The organism is Streptomyces sp. NBC_01433 (genome assembly GCF_026340105.1).
Lineage (GTDB): Bacteria > Actinomycetota > Actinomycetes > Streptomycetales > Streptomycetaceae > Streptomyces.
Genome location: NZ_JAPEPM010000001.1, coordinates 3,405,638 through 3,426,155 on the forward strand (window position 1 = coordinate 3,405,638; position 20,518 = coordinate 3,426,155).

22 protein-coding genes, 1 tRNA gene and 1 riboswitch are annotated in these 20,518 nt (G+C 69.4%); of the genes, 11 read left to right on the top strand and 12 right to left on the bottom strand.

Annotated features, from left to right (window positions below):
* The first annotated feature begins 287 nt into the window (after positions 1–287).
* A riboswitch (cyclic di-AMP (ydaO/yuaA leader) is annotated at positions 288–467 on the top strand.
* 3 nt (positions 468–470) lie between these two features.
* The 7 genes from OG413_RS15365 to OG413_RS15395 all read left to right on the top strand — a co-directional run bounded on the left by OG413_RS15365 (position 471) and on the right by OG413_RS15395 (position 8,569).
* On the top strand, positions 471–1,202 hold the full coding sequence (locus tag OG413_RS15365; RefSeq protein ID WP_266805979.1) for a transglycosylase family protein: 732 nt from the start codon (positions 471–473) through the stop codon (positions 1,200–1,202).
* Positions 1,203–1,523: 321 nt separating this feature from the next.
* Complete coding sequence (gene eno, locus OG413_RS15370; protein WP_266805980.1) at positions 1,524–2,804, top strand: phosphopyruvate hydratase; 1,281 nt, start codon at positions 1,524–1,526, stop codon at positions 2,802–2,804.
* A gap of 125 nt (positions 2,805–2,929) precedes the next feature.
* On the top strand, positions 2,930–3,400 hold the full coding sequence (locus tag OG413_RS15375; RefSeq protein ID WP_266805981.1) for a septum formation initiator family protein: 471 nt from the start codon (positions 2,930–2,932) through the stop codon (positions 3,398–3,400).
* A 111-nt stretch (positions 3,401–3,511) separates the two neighbouring features.
* Positions 3,512–4,099: a DUF501 domain-containing protein gene (locus OG413_RS15380; protein WP_266805983.1), complete on the top strand. Its 588-nt coding sequence runs from the start codon at positions 3,512–3,514 to the stop codon at positions 4,097–4,099.
* On the top strand, positions 4,096–5,049 hold the full coding sequence (locus tag OG413_RS15385) for a Ppx/GppA phosphatase family protein (protein WP_266805985.1): 954 nt from the start codon (positions 4,096–4,098) through the stop codon (positions 5,047–5,049). Before OG413_RS15380 ends, OG413_RS15385 begins: the two co-directional genes overlap by 4 nt.
* A gap of 448 nt (positions 5,050–5,497) precedes the next feature.
* Positions 5,498–6,889 carry an NAD(P)/FAD-dependent oxidoreductase gene (locus tag OG413_RS15390; RefSeq protein WP_266805987.1) on the top strand — a complete coding sequence of 464 codons (1,392 nt, stop codon included), beginning with the start codon at positions 5,498–5,500 and terminating at the stop codon, positions 6,887–6,889.
* A 375-nt stretch (positions 6,890–7,264) separates the two neighbouring features.
* Entirely contained in the window at positions 7,265–8,569 is a 1,305-nt protein-coding gene (locus tag OG413_RS15395; RefSeq protein ID WP_266805988.1) for a cyclopropane-fatty-acyl-phospholipid synthase family protein, read from the top strand.
* 95 nt (positions 8,570–8,664) lie between these two features.
* Here the strand turns inward: OG413_RS15395 and OG413_RS15400 are convergent, their stop codons facing one another.
* Together OG413_RS15400 and OG413_RS15405 are read right to left on the bottom strand one after the other, a co-directional pair.
* Positions 8,665–11,193 carry an ABC transporter permease gene (locus OG413_RS15400; RefSeq protein WP_266805989.1) on the bottom strand — a complete coding sequence of 843 codons (2,529 nt, stop codon included), beginning with the start codon at positions 11,191–11,193 and terminating at the stop codon, positions 8,665–8,667.
* A 56-nt stretch (positions 11,194–11,249) separates the two neighbouring features.
* The gene (locus tag OG413_RS15405) at positions 11,250–12,020 is read right to left on the bottom strand and encodes an ABC transporter ATP-binding protein (protein WP_266805991.1); all 771 of its coding nucleotides are present in this window, start codon (positions 12,018–12,020) and stop codon (positions 11,250–11,252) included.
* Positions 12,021–12,520: 500 nt separating this feature from the next.
* On the opposite strand from OG413_RS15405, the gene OG413_RS15410 reads away from it, so the two are divergent.
* A tRNA-Leu gene (locus OG413_RS15410) sits at positions 12,521–12,603 on the top strand.
* Between the two features lie 101 nt (positions 12,604–12,704).
* Positions 12,705–13,961, top strand: coding sequence for a site-specific integrase (locus OG413_RS15415; protein ID WP_266805993.1), 1,257 nt, complete (start codon positions 12,705–12,707; stop codon positions 13,959–13,961).
* A 2-nt stretch (positions 13,962–13,963) separates the two neighbouring features.
* Here the strand turns inward: OG413_RS15415 and OG413_RS15420 are convergent, their stop codons facing one another.
* Both OG413_RS15420 and OG413_RS15425 read right to left on the bottom strand, forming a co-directional pair.
* Positions 13,964–14,116 (bottom strand): hypothetical protein, encoded by a 153-nt coding sequence (locus tag OG413_RS15420; RefSeq protein WP_266805995.1) that lies wholly within the window; start codon positions 14,114–14,116, stop codon positions 13,964–13,966.
* Between the two features lie 128 nt (positions 14,117–14,244).
* Positions 14,245–14,433, bottom strand: coding sequence for a hypothetical protein (locus tag OG413_RS15425; RefSeq protein ID WP_266805997.1), 189 nt, complete (start codon positions 14,431–14,433; stop codon positions 14,245–14,247).
* A gap of 154 nt (positions 14,434–14,587) precedes the next feature.
* On the opposite strand from OG413_RS15425, the gene OG413_RS15430 reads away from it, so the two are divergent.
* A complete protein-coding gene (locus OG413_RS15430; RefSeq protein WP_266805998.1) occupies positions 14,588–15,541 on the top strand; it encodes a hypothetical protein in 954 nt (317 codons plus the stop codon).
* A gap of 307 nt (positions 15,542–15,848) precedes the next feature.
* Entirely contained in the window at positions 15,849–16,088 is a 240-nt protein-coding gene (locus OG413_RS15435; RefSeq protein WP_266806000.1) for a helix-turn-helix domain-containing protein, read from the top strand.
* Positions 16,089–16,222: 134 nt separating this feature from the next.
* On the opposite strand, the gene OG413_RS15440 is transcribed toward OG413_RS15435, so the two are convergent.
* The 8 genes from OG413_RS15440 to OG413_RS15480 form a co-directional block, all read right to left on the bottom strand.
* Entirely contained in the window at positions 16,223–16,525 is a 303-nt protein-coding gene (locus OG413_RS15440; protein WP_266806001.1) for a hypothetical protein, read from the bottom strand.
* A complete protein-coding gene (locus OG413_RS15445; protein ID WP_266806002.1) occupies positions 16,522–16,689 on the bottom strand; it encodes a hypothetical protein in 168 nt (55 codons plus the stop codon). Before OG413_RS15445 ends, OG413_RS15440 begins: the two co-directional genes overlap by 4 nt.
* Before the next feature lie 151 nt (positions 16,690–16,840).
* Entirely contained in the window at positions 16,841–17,068 is a 228-nt protein-coding gene (locus OG413_RS15450; RefSeq protein WP_266806004.1) for a hypothetical protein, read from the bottom strand.
* On the bottom strand, positions 17,065–17,484 hold the full coding sequence (locus OG413_RS15455; protein WP_266806006.1) for a hypothetical protein: 420 nt from the start codon (positions 17,482–17,484) through the stop codon (positions 17,065–17,067). Before OG413_RS15455 ends, OG413_RS15450 begins: the two co-directional genes overlap by 4 nt.
* Positions 17,485–17,589: 105 nt before the next feature.
* Positions 17,590–18,816, bottom strand: coding sequence for a helix-turn-helix domain-containing protein (locus tag OG413_RS15460; RefSeq protein WP_266806008.1), 1,227 nt, complete (start codon positions 18,814–18,816; stop codon positions 17,590–17,592).
* A gap of 949 nt (positions 18,817–19,765) precedes the next feature.
* Positions 19,766–20,032, bottom strand: a complete 267-nt coding sequence (locus OG413_RS15470; protein ID WP_266806009.1) for a hypothetical protein — start codon at positions 20,030–20,032, stop codon at positions 19,766–19,768.
* A 29-nt stretch (positions 20,033–20,061) separates the two neighbouring features.
* The gene (locus tag OG413_RS15475) at positions 20,062–20,262 is read right to left on the bottom strand and encodes a hypothetical protein (protein ID WP_266806010.1); all 201 of its coding nucleotides are present in this window, start codon (positions 20,260–20,262) and stop codon (positions 20,062–20,064) included.
* A 2-nt stretch (positions 20,263–20,264) separates the two neighbouring features.
* Positions 20,265–20,510 carry a hypothetical protein gene (locus OG413_RS15480; protein ID WP_266806012.1) on the bottom strand — a complete coding sequence of 82 codons (246 nt, stop codon included), beginning with the start codon at positions 20,508–20,510 and terminating at the stop codon, positions 20,265–20,267.
* Positions 20,511–20,518 lie beyond the last annotated feature (8 nt).

A 20,518-nucleotide genomic window follows, 5' to 3' on the forward strand; every position in this document is an offset into this window, starting at 1 on the left:
AATACGGGAAAGCGCCCCGAAAACTGGGGTAGTTCAGGGGCCTATGTCCACTTATGCATAAGTGAGACATGGGTCTCTTTGCTTCAACTGGCGTGTTCCGTCCGCCGGATCCGCCCGCATCCCCCCCGACCTGCGGAAACGTCCCTTCGGTGAGGGCAAGTAAGGGCTGATTGACCGGTATGTCCATCTTTGAATGTAGGGGTTGCCTGTGTTTACGGTCGGAACCGCTCGCACCGCGGGCCCCGTCGATCGTCACGCCGAATCCTGCCGTCGGTCGAAGGGAACAGACGCGTAAAGCGCCGTAGGCAGGAGCGGGGGACCCAGGTAAGCGCCGGGCCCGTTCGTCTCGTCCCGTACGAGAGGATCAGGACCGGCTTGGGGTGAAGTCGCGTGCTAGGACATGCGACCGGGCAACTCACTTGGCCCGAACCCGACAGCTCACCTCGTAGGCGTCGGTGAGGAGACGTTCCATGCTGCTTCACAGCAAGGGCAAGCACCGCCGCCCGTCCAAGGCCGTCCGTGTCGCCACGCTCGCCGGTGTCGCCGGTGCCGCCGTCGCCGTCCCGCTGATGGGTGCGACCGGCGCCTCTGCCGCCTCCGTCGAAACGTGGGACGCCGTCGCCCAGTGCGAGTCCGGTGGCAACTGGTCCATCAACACCGGCAACAGCTACTACGGCGGTCTGCAGTTCTCGCAGTCCAGCTGGGCCGCCGCCGGCGGTACGCAGTACGCCCCCCGTGCCGACCTGGCCTCCAAGTCCCAGCAGATCGCCACCGCCGAGAAGCTTCTCGACATGCAGGGTCCCGGCGCCTGGGCCTGTGCCGGTGCCGGCAACCTGAGCAACGACGGTGTGGACCCGGGCGTCGACACCGGCTCCGGCCAGACCGCGGCCAAGCAGGAGCAGGCTCAGCCGCAGCAGCAGGCCCAGCCGAAGCAGCAGGAGCGCAAGGCCGAGCAGCCCACCTCGCGCAGCGAGCAGCGCACCGCCCCGAAGGCCGAGACCCCGAAGACCGTCACGACCCCGACCGGCCAGAAGGTCGCCAAGGGTGATGGCGAGTACAAGGTGAAGTCCGGCGACACCCTGAGCAAGATCGCTCAGGAGGAGGGCGTCAAGGGCGGCTGGCACAAGGTGTTCAAGCTCAACGGCGACATCGTCAGGGACGCCGACCTGATCTTCCCGGGTCAGCAGCTCCACCTGAAGTAGTCCGGCACACGGCTTCTCCTCCCCCTGAGGGGGATGTCCGGCGGCATCTCCCTCGGTCCAGGTTCCCCGGCCCGGCGCGCTCTCCCCCGTGCGCGCCGGGCCGGGGTTCTTGTGCGGCGACCCGCGCCGCAATCGTTCAACCCTTGTAGTTACCGGTCAGTAAATTTCTGGACCTTCGTCCTGTATTGCACGGCCTTGGGTCCTTTTTCGTCCCAGGAGACGGGCGGTCGGCCGCCCGATCGGGCCGGGCCGGTTAGGCTCGTGTCGCAAGGCCGCAGTGACCCTGCACAACCAGTGTCATATCCCAGAAGGAGATGCCTCGTGCCGTCCATCGACGTCGTCGTAGCCAGGGAAATCCTCGACTCCCGGGGAAACCCCACGGTCGAGGTCGAGGTTGGCCTCGACGACGGCAGCACGGGACGTGCTGCTGTTCCGTCCGGCGCCTCCACCGGTGCGTTCGAGGCCATTGAGCTTCGCGACGGAGACCCCAACCGCTACCAGGGCAAGGGCGTCGAGAAGGCGGTCCTCGCCGTCATCGAGCAGATCGGCCCGGAGCTCGTCGGTTACGACGCCACCGAGCAGCGCCTCATCGACCAGGCGATGTTCGACCTGGACGCCACCGAGAACAAGGCGTCGCTCGGCGCCAACGCCATCCTCGGCGTCTCGCTGGCCGTCGCCCACGCCGCGTCCGAGGCGTCCGACCTGCCGCTCTTCCGCTACCTCGGCGGCCCGAACGCGCACCTGCTGCCCGTTCCGATGATGAACATCCTGAACGGCGGCTCGCACGCCGACTCCAACGTGGACATCCAGGAGTTCATGATCGCCCCGATCGGCGCGGAGTCCTTCTCCGAGGCCCTGCGCTGGGGCGCGGAGATCTACCACACGCTGAAGAAGGTCCTGAAGACCAAGGGCCTGTCCACCGGACTCGGCGACGAGGGCGGCTTCGCCCCGAACCTGGAGTCCAACCGCGCCGCCCTGGACCTCATCGTCGAGGCCATCAAGGAGGCCGGTTACGTCCCCGGCCGCGACATCGGGCTCGCGCTCGACGTCGCCGCGTCGGAGTTCTACAAGGACGGCAAGTACGAGTTCGAGGGCAAGTCCCGCTCGGCCGCCGAGATGACCGAGTACTACGAGGAGCTCGTCTCCGCGTACCCGCTGGTCTCCATCGAGGACCCGCTGTACGAGGACGACTGGGCCGGCTGGAAGGTCATCACCGACAAGCTCGGCGCCAAGGTGCAGATCGTCGGCGACGACCTCTTCGTCACCAACCCGGAGCGCCTGGCCCGCGGCATCGAGGAGGGCTCCGCGAACGCCCTGCTCGTCAAGGTCAACCAGATCGGTTCGCTGACCGAGACCCTGGACGCCGTCGAGCTGGCCCAGCGCAACGGCTTCAAGTGCATGATGTCGCACCGTTCCGGTGAGACCGAGGACGTCACCATCGCCGACCTCGCCGTCGCCGTGAACTGCGGTCAGATCAAGACCGGCGCCCCGGCCCGCTCGGACCGCGTCGCCAAGTACAACCAGCTGCTGCGCATCGAGGAGATCCTCGACGACGCCGCGGTGTACGCGGGCCGCTCGGCCTTCCCGCGCTTCAAGGGCTGACACCCCGGCACCCGGGGGCCGGTCACCGGCCCTTCGGGGGTTCGAGGCACCAGCCTCCGTCCGTCCCCGCACTCGGTCCCGTACCGTGTGCGGGGACGGACGTGCGTAATGGGGAGGCGGGAGACATGGCCGGGAAGGACCGCGACCGGTTCTCCACCGCGACCAGGCTGCGACTGCTCGGTGAGCAGACCGCGGCCCGCGTCTACCGGTCCCAGAGCCGCCGCCAGGCGCACCGCTCCCGGCTCACCGGCCGGGCCGCGTTCCTGGCCCTGATCGTCTGCTCCCTGGTGGTCGCGCTCGCGTACCCCATGCGGCAGTACGTCTCCCAGCGCGACGAGATCGCCGATCAGGAGCGGATGTCCCAGGAGGCGGGCCGGCGCACCGAGGAACTCCGCGACGAGAAGGCGCGGCTCCAGGACGACGCGTACATCAGGCGGCTGGCCCGGGAGCACCTCCATTACGTACTCCCCGGGGAGACCGGCTACACGGTGGCCGACCCCGACGCGGCCGAGGACCGCCGCGGAGAGCCGGGCGCGGCGGACCGCCCCTGGCACTCGAACCTCTGGGACGGCGTGGACACCGCCGACCGCGACTGACCCGTTTCCGGGCCGCGGCTTCCGAGCGGCGGCTTCGAGCGGCACCCTTGAGCAGCACGCACCTTCCGAGCAGCATCTTTCGAGCAAACGTCGAGCAGAACCTAGGCAGGCATGGAAACGCCCCCTCCGCAGACCGAGTCCACCACGCCCACCGACGCGGACATCGCCGCGTTCGAGCAGCAGCTCGGCCGCCCGCCGCGCGGGCTGCGGGCCATCGCGCACCGCTGCCCGTGCGGCAATCCGGACGTGGTCGAGACGCAGCCCCGTCTGGAGGACGGCACGCCGTTCCCGACGACGTACTACCTGACCTGTCCGCGCGCGGCGTCGGCGATCGGGACGCTGGAGGCCAACGGGGTCATGAAGGAGATGACCGAGCGGCTCCAGTCCGACCCCGAGCTGGCCGCGGCCTACCGCGGGGCGCACGAGGACTACCTCGCCCGCCGTGACGCCATCGAGGTCCTGGAGGGCTTCCCGAGCGCGGGCGGCATGCCGGACCGGGTGAAGTGCCTGCACGTCCTGGTCGGCCACTCACTGGCCGCGGGCCCCGGAGTGAACCCGCTCGGCGACGAGGCCATCGCGATGCTGCCCGAGTGGTGGGCGAAGGGCCCGTGCGTCACGCCGTGCGAGGCATCCTCCGACGCGCCGACCTCCGACGCGCCGACCTCCGACGCGCCGACCGACGAGGGGGCGGGCCGGTGACCCGGGTCGCCGCCATCGACTGCGGGACCAACTCCATCCGGCTGCTCGTCGCCGACGCGGACCCCGCCACCGGGGAGATCGCCGAGCTCGACCGGCGGATGCAGATCGTCCGGCTCGGCCAGGGCGTCGACCGGACCGGCCGGCTCGCCCCCGAGGCGCTGGAGCGCACCTTCGCCGCCTGCCGCGAGTACGCGGCGGCGATCAAGGAGCTCGGCGCCGAACGCGTCCGCTTCGTCGCCACGTCCGCCTCGCGCGACGCCGAGAACAGCGACGAGTTCGTCCGCGGCGTCCTGGACATCCTGGGCGTCGAGCCGGAGGTGATCAGTGGCGACCAGGAGGCCGAGCTCTCCTTCCTCGGCGCCACCAAGGAACTGGCCGGCAGCGATCAGCTCGCCAAGCCCTATCTCGTGGTGGACATCGGCGGCGGCTCGACCGAGTTCGTCGTCGGCGACGACGAGGTCCGTGCCGCCCGTTCCGTGGACATCGGCTGCGTACGGATGACGGAGCGCCATCTCGTACGCGACGGAGTCGTCATCGACCCGCCCACGCTCGGCGCGGTCACCGCGATCCGTGCGGACATCGACGCCGCGCTGGACCTCGCGCAGGAGACCGTCCCGCTCGGTGAGGCCGCCACCCTCGTCGGCCTGGCCGGCACGGTCACCACGGTGGCCGCGATCGCGCTGGGACTCACGGAGTACGACCCGGCGGCCATCCACCACTCCCGGGTCTCCTTCGAGCAGGTCCAGGAGATCACCGGACGCCTGCTCTCCTCGACGCACGAGGAGCGCGCCGCGATCCCCGCGATGCACCCCGGCCGGGTCGACGTGATCACCTCCGGAGCGCTCGTCCTGCTCGCCGTGATGAAGCGGACCGGGGCTCAGGAGGTCGTCGTCAGCGAACACGACATCCTGGACGGGATCGCCTGGTCGGCGGCCTCGCGCGTCGACTGACACCCCGGTACGCGGCCCGTCGCCCGGCGGCGGCTCAAACGCACCGTCGCCTGCACCTTTGAGCTGCTGACGGGCCCCCTGGGCGGTCCGGAGGACCCCTTCGGGGGCGCGCCGCGACGAAGTTCGTGAACTTCTTCACAAGGAATTCGGCCCTGTTGGGCGCAGTTCGGCGCCCAAGGGGCCGTGTGGGTCGCGCGGCGGGGCTCGCGGAGGGGGTGGGGGCGCGTTCCGGGCGTGTTGCGCGCGGATGAATCAGAGGGGTGGTTTGCCCGGCATCAAGGGCCAAGGGCCAGCTCACAAGCGGTGAACAACGTTCGCCACCGCCTGGTGGTTCCCCCGCGACATCATGACCTCGGTCACGTGGGCGGCGAAGTGTAGCAGAGGTGGCCCGATACCTTGTGAAGGGGCTCACGAGCACCCCCTCGGAGGGGGGTGGATACTCGATGGCATGAGCACCACGGAGCGTCCCAGGATCCTCGTTGTAGGCGGTGGGTACGTAGGCCTGTACGCAGCTCGACGCATTCTCAAGAAGATGCGCTACGGAGAGGCGACCGTCACGGTCGTCGACCCGCGCTCGTACATGACGTACCAGCCCTTCCTCCCCGAAGCTGCTGCCGGCAGCATCTCGCCTCGGCATGTCGTCGTCCCGCTGCGACGCGTGCTGCCCAAGGCAGAGGTCCTCACCGGCCGAGTCACGACCATTGACCAGGACCGCAAGGTCGCCACGGTCGCGCCGCTCGTCGGCGAGGCCTACGAGCTGCCCTTCGACTACCTCGTCATCGCCATGGGCGCGGTCTCGCGCACCTTCCCGATCCCCGGCCTCGCCGAGCAGGGCATCGGCATGAAGGGCATCGAGGAGTCCATCGGTCTGCGCAACCATGTGCTGGAGCAGCTGGACAAGGCTGACTCGACGACCGATGACGAGGTCCGCCGCAGGGCGCTCACGTTCGTCTTCGTGGGTGGCGGTTTCGCCGGCGCGGAGACCATCGGCGAGGTCGAGGACATGGCCCGCGACGCGTCGAAGTACTACACGAACGTGAAGCGCGAGGACATGCGCTTCATCCTCGTCGACGCCGCCGACAAGATCCTTCCCGAGGTCGGCCCGAAGCTGGGCGCCTACGGCAAGGAGCACCTTGAGGGCCGTGGCGTGGAGATCTACCTCTCCACCTCCATGGACTCCTGCGTCGACGGTCACGTCGTGCTGAAGAACGGCCTTGAGGTCGACGCCAACACCATCGTGTGGACCGCCGGTGTGAAGCCGAACCCGGCGCTCGCCCGCTTCGGTCTGCCGCTCGGCCCGCGTGGTCACGTGGACACCTCCGAGAAGCTCCAGGTGCAGGGCACCGACTACATCTGGGCCGCGGGCGACAACGCCCAGGTTCCGGACCTGGTCGGCCGCAAGGCCGGCAACCCGAACGCCTGGTGCCCGCCCAACGCCCAGCACGCGCTGCGTCAGGCCAAGGTCCTCGGCGACAACGTCATCTCCGGTATGCGGGGCTTCCCGCAGAAGGAGTACAGCCACGCCAACAAGGGTGCGGTCGCCGGTCTCGGCCTGCACAAGGGCGTCGCGATGATCGTCATGGGCAAGGTGAAGATCAAGGTCAAGGGCCGTCTCGCCTGGTACATGCACCGTGGCTACCACGGCATGGCGATGCCGACCTGGAACCGTAAGATCCGGGTCTTCGCCGACTGGACGCTGGCGATGTTCCTCAAGCGCGAGGTCGTCTCGCTCGGCGCCATGGAGACGCCGCGCGAGGAGTTCTACGAGGCCGCCAAGCCGGCTCCGGCTCCGGCCGCCGCGGCCCAGGACGCCAAGGGCGAGAAGGCCAAGGCTTCCTAGCTCCATCCGTTCCGGTCCGCCGGAACCTCCCGTACGACGCCCGAAGGGGCCGTCCGCCATCCGTGGTGCGGACGGCCCCTTCGGCGTATCCGCGTTCCCCGGCGTATCCCCGTGCTCCCCGGGCCCGTGTGCTCCCCGGCGTATTCGTGCGCGCCCCGGTTCCGTGCGTCTCCCGGTGGCGGCGGCCCGAACCCCGCTGATACATGCCGGATACATGTGCTTTGCCGATCCATTGCCATGTAGCGGGATGGCATGGGGTCCGGAGAGAGTTGACGCAGGTGTCCCGTCGCGCCACCGAGGTGTCGTGGCGGGGTTATGGGCATGGTTATGCGAATTTTGGCATATTTGGGAAACACCACCACGGAGGTGTGCGCCATGGCAGACGCCGCATCGCGGCTGACCGCTCTCGCCGAAGAGTTGCTGGGAGAGCCCCTATCGGTCCGCATCCGGGCCTGGGACGGCAGCGAGTCCGGACCGCCGGGTGCCCCCACCCTCGTGATCCGCCACCGCCGCGCCCTGCGCCGCCTGCTCTGGAAACCGGGCGAACTGGGCCTGGCCCGTGCCTGGGTGGCCGGGGAGATCGACGTCGACGGCAATCTGTACGAGACACTGGACCACCTCGCCGCCCTCCTCTGGGAGCGCGGAGCCGACGCGAAGGACTCCGTACACCCGGTCCGCGACCCGAGGGTCAGGGCCTTCGCGCGCGGTCTCGTCGAACTGGCCGGCCCCTGGCCCCCGCCGGCCCCGCCCGCCGAGGAGGTCCGCCGCCGCACCGGCGCCATGCACACCAAGCGGCGCGACAAGAAGGCCATCAGTCACCACTACGACGTGGGCAACGACTTCTACGAACTGGTCCTCGGCCCCTCCATGGTCTACTCCTGCGCCTACTGGGAGGACGGCGGAAGCCTGGAGGACGCCCAGCGCGACAAGCTCGACCTGGTCTGCCGCAAGCTCGCGCTGAAGGAGGGCGACCGCCTGCTGGACGTCGGCTGCGGCTGGGGCTCCATGGCCATCCACGCGGCCCGTGAGTACGGCGCCCGGGTCACCGGAGTGACCCTCTCCATCGAACAGGCCGCCTACGCCAGGAAGCGCATCGCGGAGGAGGGCCTGACCGACCGGATCGAGATCCGGGTCCAGGACTACCGGGACGTCAGGGACGGCCCGTACGACGCCATCTCGTCGATCGGGATGGCCGAACACGTCGGCTCGGTCCGCTACCGCGAATACGCCGACGACCTGTACGCGCTCCTCAAGCCCGGCGGCCGGCTCCTCAACCACCAGATCGCCCGCCGCCCCGAGAAGGACGAGGACGCCTACCGCATCGACGAGTTCATCGACGCGTACGTCTTCCCCGACGGCGAACTCGCCCCGGTGGGCCGGACCGTGGGCACCCTCGAAGAGGCAGGGTTCGAGGTACGCGACGTCGAGGCCATCCGTGAGCACTACGCGCTCACCCTGCGCCGCTGGGTGGCCAACCTGGAGCAGCACTGGCAGCAGGCGGTACGGGCCACCTCGCCCGGCCGGGCGAGGGTCTGGCGGCTGTACATGGCCGCCTCCGCGCTCTCCTTCGAGCACAACAAGATCGGGGTCAACCAGATCCTCGTGGTGCGCCCGACGGAGGGCGGCGGCGCCCGTATGCCGTTGCGCGCCCGCGCCTGGACGGCTTCGGCGACCGGCTGAGGCCCGCGTACGGGACGTAGGAAAAGGGGGAGGGGCCGGTGACCGCGTGCGGCGGTCACCGGCCCCTCCCCCTCCCCTTCGGGCCCCGGCGCGTGCTATTCGGTCTTGATCGCCGTCAGCATGTTCAGCTTCGCGGCGCTGCGGGCCGGCCACAGGGAGGCCAGCACGCCCACCAGTCCGGCGAGCACGAGGAACAGCGCGAGGCGGTCCCACGGGATGACCAGGGCGTAGTCCGGGATCTCGGCGGCCACGGTCTGGCCGATCGCCCAGCCCAGGAACGTACCGAGCGCGACACCGATCACCGCACCGAAGACCGAGATGACCACGGCCTCCAGGCGGATCATGCGCTTGACCCGGCGCTTGTCGAGGCCGATCGCCCGCAGCATGCCGATCTCCTGCTGACGCTCGAACACCGACATCGCCAGGGTGTTGATGACACCCAGCACCGCGATGATCAGGGCCATCGCCAGCAGCCCGTACATGATGTTCAGCGCGATGTTGATGAAGCCGCCGAACATGTCCCGGATGTCCGCCCGGTCCTTGATGCTCATCGCCGGGTTGTCACCCAGCGCGTCCACCACGGACTTCTCGTTGGCCTCGGAGGCGCCGCCGTCCATCTTGAGCCAGATCTCGCGGATGTCCGCCTGCGGGGTGTGCGCGTTGACGATGTCCTTCGGCAGCAGGAACGGCGAGAGGAAGGTGTTCTCCTCGTAGAGGGCGCCGATCTTCAGCTTCCCCTTCTTTTCGTCATCGAACTTCACCGGAAGGGTGTCGCCGGTCTTCCAGCCGTTCGACTTCGCGGTCTTGCTGCCGACCGCGATCTCGCCGTCGTTCAGCGAACCCAGCGAGCCGGAGACCGTTTTCAGCGAGAAGACCTTCTCCACATCACCGGGGGTCACCCCGGAGGCCCCGTGGTAGTCCTCGCCGACCCACAGCGAGGTGGCCTGCTGCGGGGAGATCGCGGAGACCCCGTCGGCCTTCTCCAGGGCGCTGAGCGCCGACTGGTCCAGCATGCCGCCGCTGGCCATCGAGACCATGTAGTCGGCCTTGACGTTGTCCGTCGTCATCCGGTCGACCGCCTGGCCGAGGGTGACGCCGAGCACCGAGATCCCGGTGACGAGGGTCAGCCCGATCGCCAGCGCGGAGGCCGTGGCTCCGGTACGTCGCGGGTTACGGACCGCGTTCTGCGCGGCCAGCTTGCCGGAGACGCCGAACAGCTTCATCAGCAGCGGCCGTACCAGGGCGATCACCGGCCGCGACAGGAGCGGGATGAGCACGATGACGGCGATCAGGGAGAAGAAGGCACCGGCCGCGACGGTGTAGCGGCCGTTCGTGCCGGCCGCCGAGGCGCCCGCGACGATGGCCGCCGCGCCGATCAGGCCGAGGACTCCGCCGATCGAGTTCCGTACGACCAGGGACTTGGTGGTGGCCACCGCGTGCACACTGCTCATCGCCGCCACCGGCGCGATCTTCGCGGCGCGACGGGCGGGCAGCCAGGCGGCGAGCACGGTGATCACAATGCCGACGGTGAAGGCCGCGGCGACCGCGGTGGGGGAGACGACCAGCGGGCCGGCCGGGATCTTCCCGCCGAGCAGGCTCATCGCGGAGCGCAGACCGATGGCGAGGCCGAGACCGAGCACGAAGCCGATCACCGAGGCGATCGCGCCGACCACGGCCGCTTCGAGCAGGACGGAACGCTTCACCTGGCTGCGGGAGGCGCCGACGGCCCGCATCAGGGCCAGTTCCTTGGTGCGCTGGGCCACCAGCATGGTGAAGGTGTTGGCGATCAGGAAGATACCGACGAAGAGGGCGATGCCCGCGAAGGCGAGCAGCATCCCGTTGAGGGCCCCGAGGCCGCTCTCGATCTGCTCGGCCTGCTCGTCGGCCAGTGCGGCGCCGGTCTGGGCGGAGGCGTCCTTGGGCAGCAGCGGTTCCACGGCGGACAGCAGCTTCTGGTCCGATGTGCCGGCCGCGGCGGTCACGGTGACGTCCTGGAAGACGCCGGGCTTGAGGTAGAGCTTCTGCGCGACCGCGGTGTCGAACAGGACCAGGCTGCCGCCCGCGTTGAGCGCGCCGTCCTCGGTGGTGAAGACACCGGCGAGGGTGTACTCCTTCACCGGCCCGTTGGTGGCGACCCGCACCGGGTCTCCGACGCGGTACTTGCCCTTGCTCGCGGTGTCCTTGTCCAGGGCGATGGTGCCGGCCTTCACCGGGCCGGTGCCCTCGGTGAAGGTGTACGCGGCGTCCTTGCCGTCCTTGCCGGGGGCGAAGTTGCCGCCGGTGTTGGACCAGCCGTTGCCGATGAGCTTGCCGTCCGGGTCGGCGACCCCGGCGAAGCCGGAGACCCGGCCGGTGGCGCTCGCCACGCCGTCCAGGGCCCGGATCTTCTCCAGGGTGGCGTCGTCGATGCCTTGGGTCTTCTCGTCGCGCTGGTCGGCGTAGGTGGTGACGGCGACGGCGACGTTGTCGTAGCTCTTGGCCGACTGGTTGCGGAAGGCGTTGCCGAGGGTGTCGGTGAAGACCAGGGTGCCGGAGACGAAGGCTACGCCGAGCATGACGGCGAGCACGGTCATCAGCAGCCTGGCCTTGTGCGCGAGCACATTGCGCAGGGCGGTACGGAACATGTCTGAAGTCCTGGGATGGGTTCCGGAAGGGGGACGGGGGGCGGCAGCCGGTTACGTCAGCTGGTGCGGCCCTTCGCGTCGAACGCCTTCATCCGGTCGAGGACCCCGTCCGCGGTGGGGTGCATCATCTGGTCGACGATCGCGCCGTCCGCGAGGAAGATCACACGGTCCGCGTAGGAGGCGGCCACCGGGTCGTGGGTCACCATCACCACGGTCTGGCCGAGCTCGCGCACCGAGTTGCGCAGGAAGCCGAGGACCTCGGCGCCGGAGCGGGAGTCCAGGTTTCCGGTGGGCTCGTCACCGAAGATGATGTCGGGCTGCGAGGCCAGGGCGCGGGCGACCGCGACGCGCTGCTGCTGGCCGCCGGAGAGCTCGGTCGGCCGGTGCTTCAGGCGCTCGGAGAGACCGATCATGTCGATGACCTTCTGGAGCCACGCGGCGTCGGGCTTACGGCCCGCGATGTCCATCGGCAGGGTGATGTTCTCCAGCGCGGTCAGCGTCGGCAGCAGGTTGAACGCCTGGAAGATGAAGCCGATCTTGTCCCGGCGCAACTGCGTGAGCTGCTTGTCCTTGAGGGAACCCAGCTCGGTGTCACCGATGCGGACGGAGCCGCTGCTGAAGCTGTCGAGACCGGCCACGCAGTGCATCAGCGTGGACTTGCCGGAGCCCGAGGGGCCCATGATCGCGGTGAACTCGCCCTGCGGGAAGTCCACGGTGACCCGGTCCAGGGCGACCACCTGGGTCTCACCGTGGCCGTAGACCTTCGACAGCTCCGTGGCGCGGGCAGCCACCGCGGTGGCGCGGTGAACGGTGGAGGTGGTGGTCACAGGGACGCTCCTGATTCGGGTGATGCGGGGTTCCAACGGGACTCCTCCATCGTCACGGCCCCATCGCCGCCGGACGTCAGCCCCCGTGCCCGTTCCTTGGGCCCTCTTGAGTCGCATCGCCGGGGTGGGGACGTCCTCCTGGGGTATGACACCGACCCTGAGCCCGGCCTACGGGCGGGGCCGCGGACCGGGTGCGGGGGAGCGGGCGGGCCGGGCGCGGGAGCGGGCCGGGGCGGCCATCGGTCCCGAGGGGTGGCGCGGCCCTGGCGGAGCATGGCGCGCCCCTGGCGCATTGGGCCGTACGAGTGCGGCGACTTTCCGTCAATCCCGCGCGGTGGACTTCTTGCCCGACATCCCGTGCGGGCGTGTGGTCAGCCCGCCCAGGATGTGCTGACGACCCCTCAAACGGTCAATAAAATAAGACAACATCGAGCCACTGTTCCGCTGATCGGGGGACGTGCCCGGATAGGGTCATGTGCCAACGCGGAGCCGCGCGCCACGCCCGGATGGTGGAACGCAGACACGGCGAGCTTAAACCTCGCTGCCCCTCGGGGGCGTGCCGGTTCGAGTCCGGCTCCGGGCACAATTTCTAAACCGGCTCTGACCTGCTGATACTCGGCTGGGCGGTGATGGGCTTGCCGCGTTCTGGGAACACGCGGGGAACACGAGCCCTACTATGCCGCCATGGCATCCATCGTGAAGCGAAAAAACACAGCCGGTGACGTTACCGGCTACCAAGTCAGATGGCGCGAGGGTGGCACCCGGGGAGCGCCTGGGCAGTCGGAGACCTTCGACGACGAAACCGCGGCCGCCATTTTCCGCGACGCGGTCAACGAGGCCGGACAGTACTGGCCGCCGGGGTGGGTCAAGGGTGAGGGCTACATCACCCAGGAGCGCCAGGACGAGAACCGCTACCGCTTCCGGAACTACGCCACCCGGATCATCGCCGAGCGGACCGGCATCGAGGAGCACTACCGCAAGGCGTGCCTGGGCGAGCTGGAAAAGTGGATCTTCCCCACCTTCGGTGAGTGCGACGTGCGTAGCGTCGAGCACTTCAGCAGCGACACAATCCGCCCCTGGGTGCGCCGACTTGAGACCACGCTGGTCCGCCGGGGCGGCATGCCGGACGGCTCCCCGAAGATGAAGCCGATGAGCCCCAAGACGATCCGCAACCTGCACGGCCTGCTGTCCGGCATCCTGCGTGAGGCGGTCCGCTCCGAGCCGCCGCTGCGGAACCGCAACCCCTGCGAGCTCACACGGCTGCCGCGGTCGGACGATGACGGGGCAGAGGACGGCGAGGACATCGAGTTCCTGACGCCCCAGGAGGTGGAGGGCCTCATCTCGTGCATGAATCAGCGCCAGGACCAACTGCTGTCCGTCGTGGCGTACGGCACGGGCATGCGGTGGGGAGAGCTGACGGCGCTGGCCCCGATGTGCGTCATCACGGAGGGCGGTCACAGGCGGATTCGCGTGCGGCGGGCCTGGAAGAAGGACGGAGACGGCGGGTACTACATCGGGAAGCCCAAGACGAAAAAGAGCCGACGGACCCTGCGCATCAGTACCACGGTGGATCAGGCCCTCATCGAGCTGGGCGATGGGCTGGGCCACGACGCGCTGCTGTTCGTCGGCGACCAGGGCCAGCGGCTGCACTACTCGACGTTCCACAACAGGTGGCAGCGCGCGGTCAAGCGGGCCAAGGCGGAGGGCCTCCTGCCCCCGCAGAAGAACCCCACCCCCCACGACCTCCGCCACTCGCACGCCAGCGCCCTGATCTCCGCCGGCCACGGACTTACCTACGTGCAACGACGACTCGGCCACGAGTCCATCACCACCACCAACGACACCTACTCGCACCTCCTCCCGGAGGCGGACGACGACGCCATGCTGACCATCGAAACCGCACTCACGGGGCGACGGCCCCAGCTGCGCAAGGTGGGCTGAGATCACGGCACCGGGCTGTCCTTGCCGAGGACGCCCTCGATCCGGGCCAGCGCGATCTCTTCCCTGAGCGCCTCCACCTGAGCGCGCAGGCCTCGGGCGAGCAGCGAGAGGCCGACGAGCCCCGCGACGATGAGGAGCCCAATTACCGTGATCATGTCGTGCCTTCCCCGTTGGTTTGGTGCAACGGCCCGGCAGACACCATCGTCCGCCGGGCCGCCCCGGACCCCATGCAAGGCCCGGTTTGTGATTCCTCGTTCCGGCACCCCTGAGTACGGGGGGACGGTCAGCCCCAGCCCGGGTCCATGAGGGCGGCATCCGGCTGGGACTCCGCGACCACCACGCCCCAGCCCGGGTCCGCCACGACGACCGTGCGGTCCGGCTGCGCCGCGCTGACGGCGGGGGCGGCCAGAGCCGGGAGGGCCGCGAGCAGCGCTACGGCTGCCGCGCGTCTGAGCGTGCGCGTGATGGACATGTGAATCTCCTCCATGGAAACTCTACGATTCGAACGCCCGTACGGGCGAAAGTCACTGAACGTAGGTTCGCATGGTGATCCTGTTAATGAAAGGGGTTACGGTGTGCCAGAAACGGCACGTGCGGTATCTAGTACAGCGTTGAAGGGGCAACAAATGCCGGACCTGCCGGACCTCCCACTCTCCTCGGCGGACCGCGAAACCTACCGAGCGGTTGCATCTGACGGCGCACCCCTGGACGGCCACGACACGGCACGCCTGGTCGACCTCGGGCTGATCGCTCCCAACCCTGACCAGCCCGGTCAGTTCATCGCTCATGACCCTCGGGCCGCCGCGCAGCGGGTCCTGGCGCAGGCCCAGGCCGCCATCACCCACGCCGTCGCGTGCATGGCTGAACTGCCGGCCGTGGAGGGCCTCGCTCCGGCGTACGACCAGCACCGCTGGTACAGCGGGCCCGTCAGCGAGCTGCTCCAGACGCGCGACGAGATGAACGCCCGGATACAGCAGGCGCTACGGACCGCTTCCTCGGAGATGTGGACGGCCCAGCCCGGCGCCCCTGTCGACCGGGACCCAGACGTGATGCGCGTCGGGATGGAGCGGGTCCTGGAGCTACGGGGGCGCGGCGTCTCGGTCAGGTCCCTCTACAACGTGGCTGTGCGGGATCACGCCGCGACCAGCGGGCATCTGACCGCGGCGGTAGAGGCTGGGGCCGAGGTGGTCACCCTTGAGGAAGCTTTCCCGCGTTTAGTCATCATCGACGGCACCCATCTGTTCATCGACAACTGCGTGCGGCCCGGTGACGATCGAGACTCGGGCTGGCACGTGACGGACCGCGCCACCGTGGCATGGGCGCACGCACTGTGCCAGCAGCTCTGGGCGCGCGGCACTCGGTGGCAGGAGGGGGACGCGTCCAGCGGCATGCTGACCGAGCGCCAGAAGGCCATTCTGCGGGCGCTGGAGGAAGGCGAGGCGCAACACCGCGTCGGGCCGCGGCTCGGCCTGTCTGAGCGAACCGTGACGAAGGAGCTGGCGGCCGCGCGAGCGGCCGTTGGGGCGCAGACGGTGTACCAGCTGATGGCCTGGTGGGGTCGTCGGCAGGCGGAGGGGTAGTTACTCCTCCGCTACCGCTGCCGCCACTTCTTCGGGGGTGGCGGCTCTCGCGTATTGGGACGGCACGGACCACTCCGGCCCCGGCGTGAGTGGCTCGAGAACCATGCCCTCAATGTCCCTCTCGATGAGCCGGCCGACTCTGTCGGATCGCGTGTCCACCATCACTCGCTGGCTGGTTCGCGCACGCCAACAGCGGTCCGTGGTCACCGTGCTTCGCCTCCTGACACCGGACCTACAGCGTGCTTGATCAACGGTTTTATGGTCAACAGTAAAGACAAACGATCATGAGGCCCGCGAACGTGGGCAGGTGCACCACCAGCCGACACCACCGGAGCGTGTCCTTGCGCGCCGCCGGGCCGTCGGTGACCGCATCCGTGCTGCGCGGCTTCACGCGAACCTCACCCAAGAAGCGGTCGGGATCCGCGCCGACATCGGCCTTGCCTCGTACAACCGCATCGAGCAAGGCCACGCCAGCCCGCGCCTGGACACTCTCATCCGCATCGCCGACGCGATCGGTGTCCCGCTCGCTGACCTCGTACGCGAGTAGGCCCCGTTACCTGAGTCCGTGCCGGTTCGGGTCGTGGCACGCCCCTTTCGTGGTGCCGCATCCGGAGCATCCCTGCCCGCCTTCGTCGTTCGCGGTCGAGGCGGGAAGTGTCGCGCTGTCCATGGTGGTTCCGTTCAGGCGGGGTTCAAGGTGTGGCAGGGGCAGGCGCAGTCGGGACGCTGGCAGTGGCCGTGACCGTCGGCGAGGTGGGGTTGCTGTGCCGCGCGGCAGTGGGCGCTGTGCGTGTCGCCGCGGAGCTGCTCCGCCAGGTCGAGCACGTCATCGAGCAGGGCCCCGGCGGCTGCGGCCTCGGCCAGTTCGGCGTCGGTGATCGGTTCCCCGTGCCACAGGAGGGTGCCCCCGTGTTCGGGGCACCGGGCCATGCCGTCGGTCTCGATCGCGAAGTCGTGGACACCGCCGCTGTGGTGGCACTTCACTCGTCGTCCCTCCGGGCGCTGTCCGGGGTGTTCGACCATTCCCTGTGCTCGCTGGGGGCACGCCAGTCGTAGTGGGGACCGGTGTGGCCGGGTTGCTGGGTGCATCGGGCGTAGGTGCCGGGGTTCTCGGCCCAGCAGTACCCGTACCCGATGGGCGTGTTCATCGGCGTGCCTTCTTCCATGCGCGGCCGAGCTGTATGACGGTCGCGCACTGCGCGCCTGTTCGGCAGGCGTCGCACGCGAGGGTGTGCCCGAGGTACGCCAGATACGCAAGCTCCGGGGGCGGGACTGCGGTCCGCTGCTGCGTCGATGCCATCATCGGGCTGCTCTCCGCCCTGAGCACGCAAGGGCGTCCACGCATTCACGGGGGAACCAGGAGTATGCGGCGCCGGTGGCGGGGGTGACGCGCTGTTCGCCGAGGTCGACGCCCAGGTCGGTGCCGAGTGGTGACCGGCACCACACGCAGTGCCAACCGCGCTGCTGCTGCTCGGTCAGATCACTGACCGCCGGTAGGGCATGTTTGGTGAACGTCTGGTGGCTCATACGAGGTGCTCCGCTCCGAGGCGCGGGCCCAAGGCCAGCCGCAGCGCAGCCGGATCAACGAGAGTGCCGGTACCGTCCGGGGCGGAAATCCAGTGCGGGCCCGGCGGCTCGACCACCCAGGGCGCCGGCACGGCGAGCCAGCAGGAGTCTCCGAGCAGCTCTGTTCCCGGAGAGTCCCACTCGGTCGCGGTGGGGACGAGGAAGTACACGCATCGGTCAGCGGGGTCGTAAATGACCGGGCCGGACACGCCAGCAGCTGCGGCCAGGCCGTCATGCTGGGCGGCCTTCACGGCGGACCAGCGACGGCCGAGCGGTAAGAGCACGATCTTGGCCGAGCGCAGCCAGCGCTCTGCGTGGGTGGCGTCGGGGTCGGCTTCTGCGAGCCAGGCCCCGGCGGCACCGATAGCGTCGGACATGAACGATCCCCTCACTCGTCGAGTGAAGGGATCATCGCGCTTGGTGAAGTGTGGTCCACCCACAGTTTGTGGGGATGATTCTTTACCGAATCGCTTGACAGCCCATCAGACTCCTGCCCAGCGGGCGAACCCAGCGATCGTGTCATCCTGCTGGCGGTCCAGTCGGACCAAAGCTGCTGCTGTGTGGCGGACCGTCGGGTGGAACCGCGTGTGCACCGGCGAGATCCCGCGCGCCACAGCCAGGTCAGCGTATGCACCGCGCCTGTCGCCCTCGGCAAGACGGGCCGCTGCGACATCGATGTGGTGATGGCTGGCGCGCTCGGCGGCGATCCCCTCCGGCAGTTCCCACTCGGTCCGGTCCTGCTCGGCCCCCCACTCCCGCAGCCGCGCCAGTGCCTGCTCGGTGTCGCCGGAGTCGATGAGCGCTGCGACGGTGTGGATGCGCACGTTGGTCGGGCCGAAACTCATCTCGTAGTGCGTGGTGTCCTGGCGCAGCAGGCCGGCCGCCGCGCGAGCCTCGCCGAGACGCTGCTTCGCCCGCTCCGCATTTCCGTCCCGCGCCTCCAGGATGGCCAGCTTCAGGAGTACAGCACCCTGCACGGCGATCTGTGCCTCGGACAGCGACGCCTCGGGGGCGAGGCGCTCCACCTCCTGCTCCAGTCCCTCCAGCAGGCGACGGGCCGAGCCGAATGCGCCCATGCGGACCATGGCACCGGACTTCAGATACGCGGCGGTGACCTGCATGAGCGGGTCGCCTGATCGGTCGGCGGCCCAGTGCACCCGCTCCACTGCGGTGAGGCTGAGGTCGTGGTACCCGAGCTTGTGGGCCAGGCTGTTCGTGGCTCGGTAGCCTCGGGCCAGCCACCAGTACGCGCGCTGTTGGTCCTTGCCTCGGGCCGACAGCGCGGTGTGCGTGAGTTCGGCGAGAAGGCCGGGCAGGAGCGGTCCCATGCCGACGTACTGCCCGTCCTGCCGCATCTGTGCGACGTGGTCCATCTCGGCGGCCAGGACCGCGAGCGGGCGGGGGGCCGTCAGCAGGTCGTCGGGGTTGTCGTAGGTGAGGAGGATGCGGCGCAGTTCGGGGATGACTGCCTGCACCTGGTCCTCGGTCTCGGCGCCGTTGATGAAGGGCTGGCCGGTGATGCGGTCCGGGCCGACCTTCAGGGCGCGGGCCAGCTGCGCGATCAGGCCGGGGGATGGTGAGCGGTGCCCGGACTCGATCTTCTCCAGGAGCGAGATTGAGATCGAGACGCGGTCGGCGAGCTGGCGAACGCTTAGCTGCCGCACCTTCCTGATCTCGCGGATGCGCTGGCCAACGTGGTGCGTGGTCATCTTGCCCCCAGTGCGAATGTGTCCAGGGCATTCAGCGTACGAGGACTCCCGCAGCGATGCGGCGTCCAGTTCGTAAACTTTCGTCTCCCGGACGCACGAAACAGCCCCCTCCGCCCGAAGGCGAAGGGGGCAACCCCGCAATGCGGGGACCATGGCTCCGATGGCATCCATCAGGTCGTAGAGCTGGGGACCACTCCCGCGCATACGGGGAGCACAGTTCATGACCTGCGGCTTTACGCACCCAAACCACAAGAATTGGTGCCTTCACTGCCCCGGATCCTACCGGCGACGGTCATACCGTCGCAGACTCACGGGTACTTCCGTCGGGACGGATCCAGGGCCACCGTCGACGGCGACGTACTCGGGGCAGGCGGCGCCCCATCACGGCGGCACACCAGTGCATCGGGATCACCCGGCGGAGGCTGGAGACTGTACCCAGCCGGGCACGTCTGACCGTCACGGCCAGCGGCGCCGTCCTTGCCGTCCGCGCCGTCCTTCCCCGCGGTACCAGCAGGACCAGCCGGACCAGCTGGACCAGGCACGGTGGAGTCGGCACCTGCCTGTCCAGCCGCACCGGACGGCCCCGGCGACGGAGTAGCCCCCGGACCCGCTGGCCCCCGCATGCCCCGGACACCGCGCGGCCCCGCCGGACCGGGAATCGGCACCGGGACCTCCGCTCGGGCGGGCAGGTCGTCTATCGCCTGCGCCGGATCCGGGACAGCAGGTGTGCCGCCCTGACCCTTGATCTGCGCGCGCAGCGTCCGCACATCGGTGGCCAGGGTGCTGACGGCGTCGCCGCGGCGGTCCGCTTCCGTGGCCAGGACGCCAGCCCGCGCATCGGCCCGGTTGATCTCAAGGAATGCCGCCGCCAGGCCGCCGCCGAGGGCCAGGAGCGCAGCCGTGATCCACAGCAGGTACCGGCGCCGGTACAGGAGGTGCTGCGTGCGCGTCACGGCGTACCTCCCAGCTGCGTCACCAGCAGCCGCAGCCGCGCCACTTCCAGTTCCAGGGCGGCCGCGCGCTGCTCGGCGGCGGCCTGGTCCGCCTCGGCCTTGTCCCGCTCGGTGGTGAGCCGCGCGGTGAGAGTGTCGTAGCCGTTCATCAACATGCCCTCCCGGGACGCACGAGTCGCGCCCCGGGATCCGTAGATGGCTGCTGCGGCTGCCACCGGCGAGGCCAGCAGTGCACCCAGCGCGGTGAGCATCGCAGCATCCACACGGTCCTCCAGCGCACTATGCGGTCAGGTCAGAGACCCCGGCCCGGGGTGACCGAGTCGGGCTGACGGTTGGGCACGGCGTACGTGATGCCCAGCGCGGAGAGGACGGCGAGCACCGCAGTGACAGCCTCCCCGGTCGTGAACGCCCCGTCCTGCACGGCGGTGGCGGCGGCGGTCGCACCGGCCGCAAGCCCCGCGACGACGGCCTTGGCTGCGCTGCTGATCTTCATGGTCAGTCCTCCGGGGTGGTATCAAGGGCGGCGCGGACGAAGCAGTCCTTCGCCTCCAAGAGCTTGCGGAGCCCGGCGGACAGCTCGGGCCCGTCCGGCAGGACGGCAACGAGCTCCTGGGCGAGGTCGCCGCACGGCTTGCTCACCGCCTGGAGGTGCGCGGGCAGGTGCCCGTACTCGAAGTACCGGAGCAGGTGCTCGGTGGCGGGGTGGCGCAGCGGGGTATTGCCGTCGCTGTGCTGGGTCATCGTGTTCC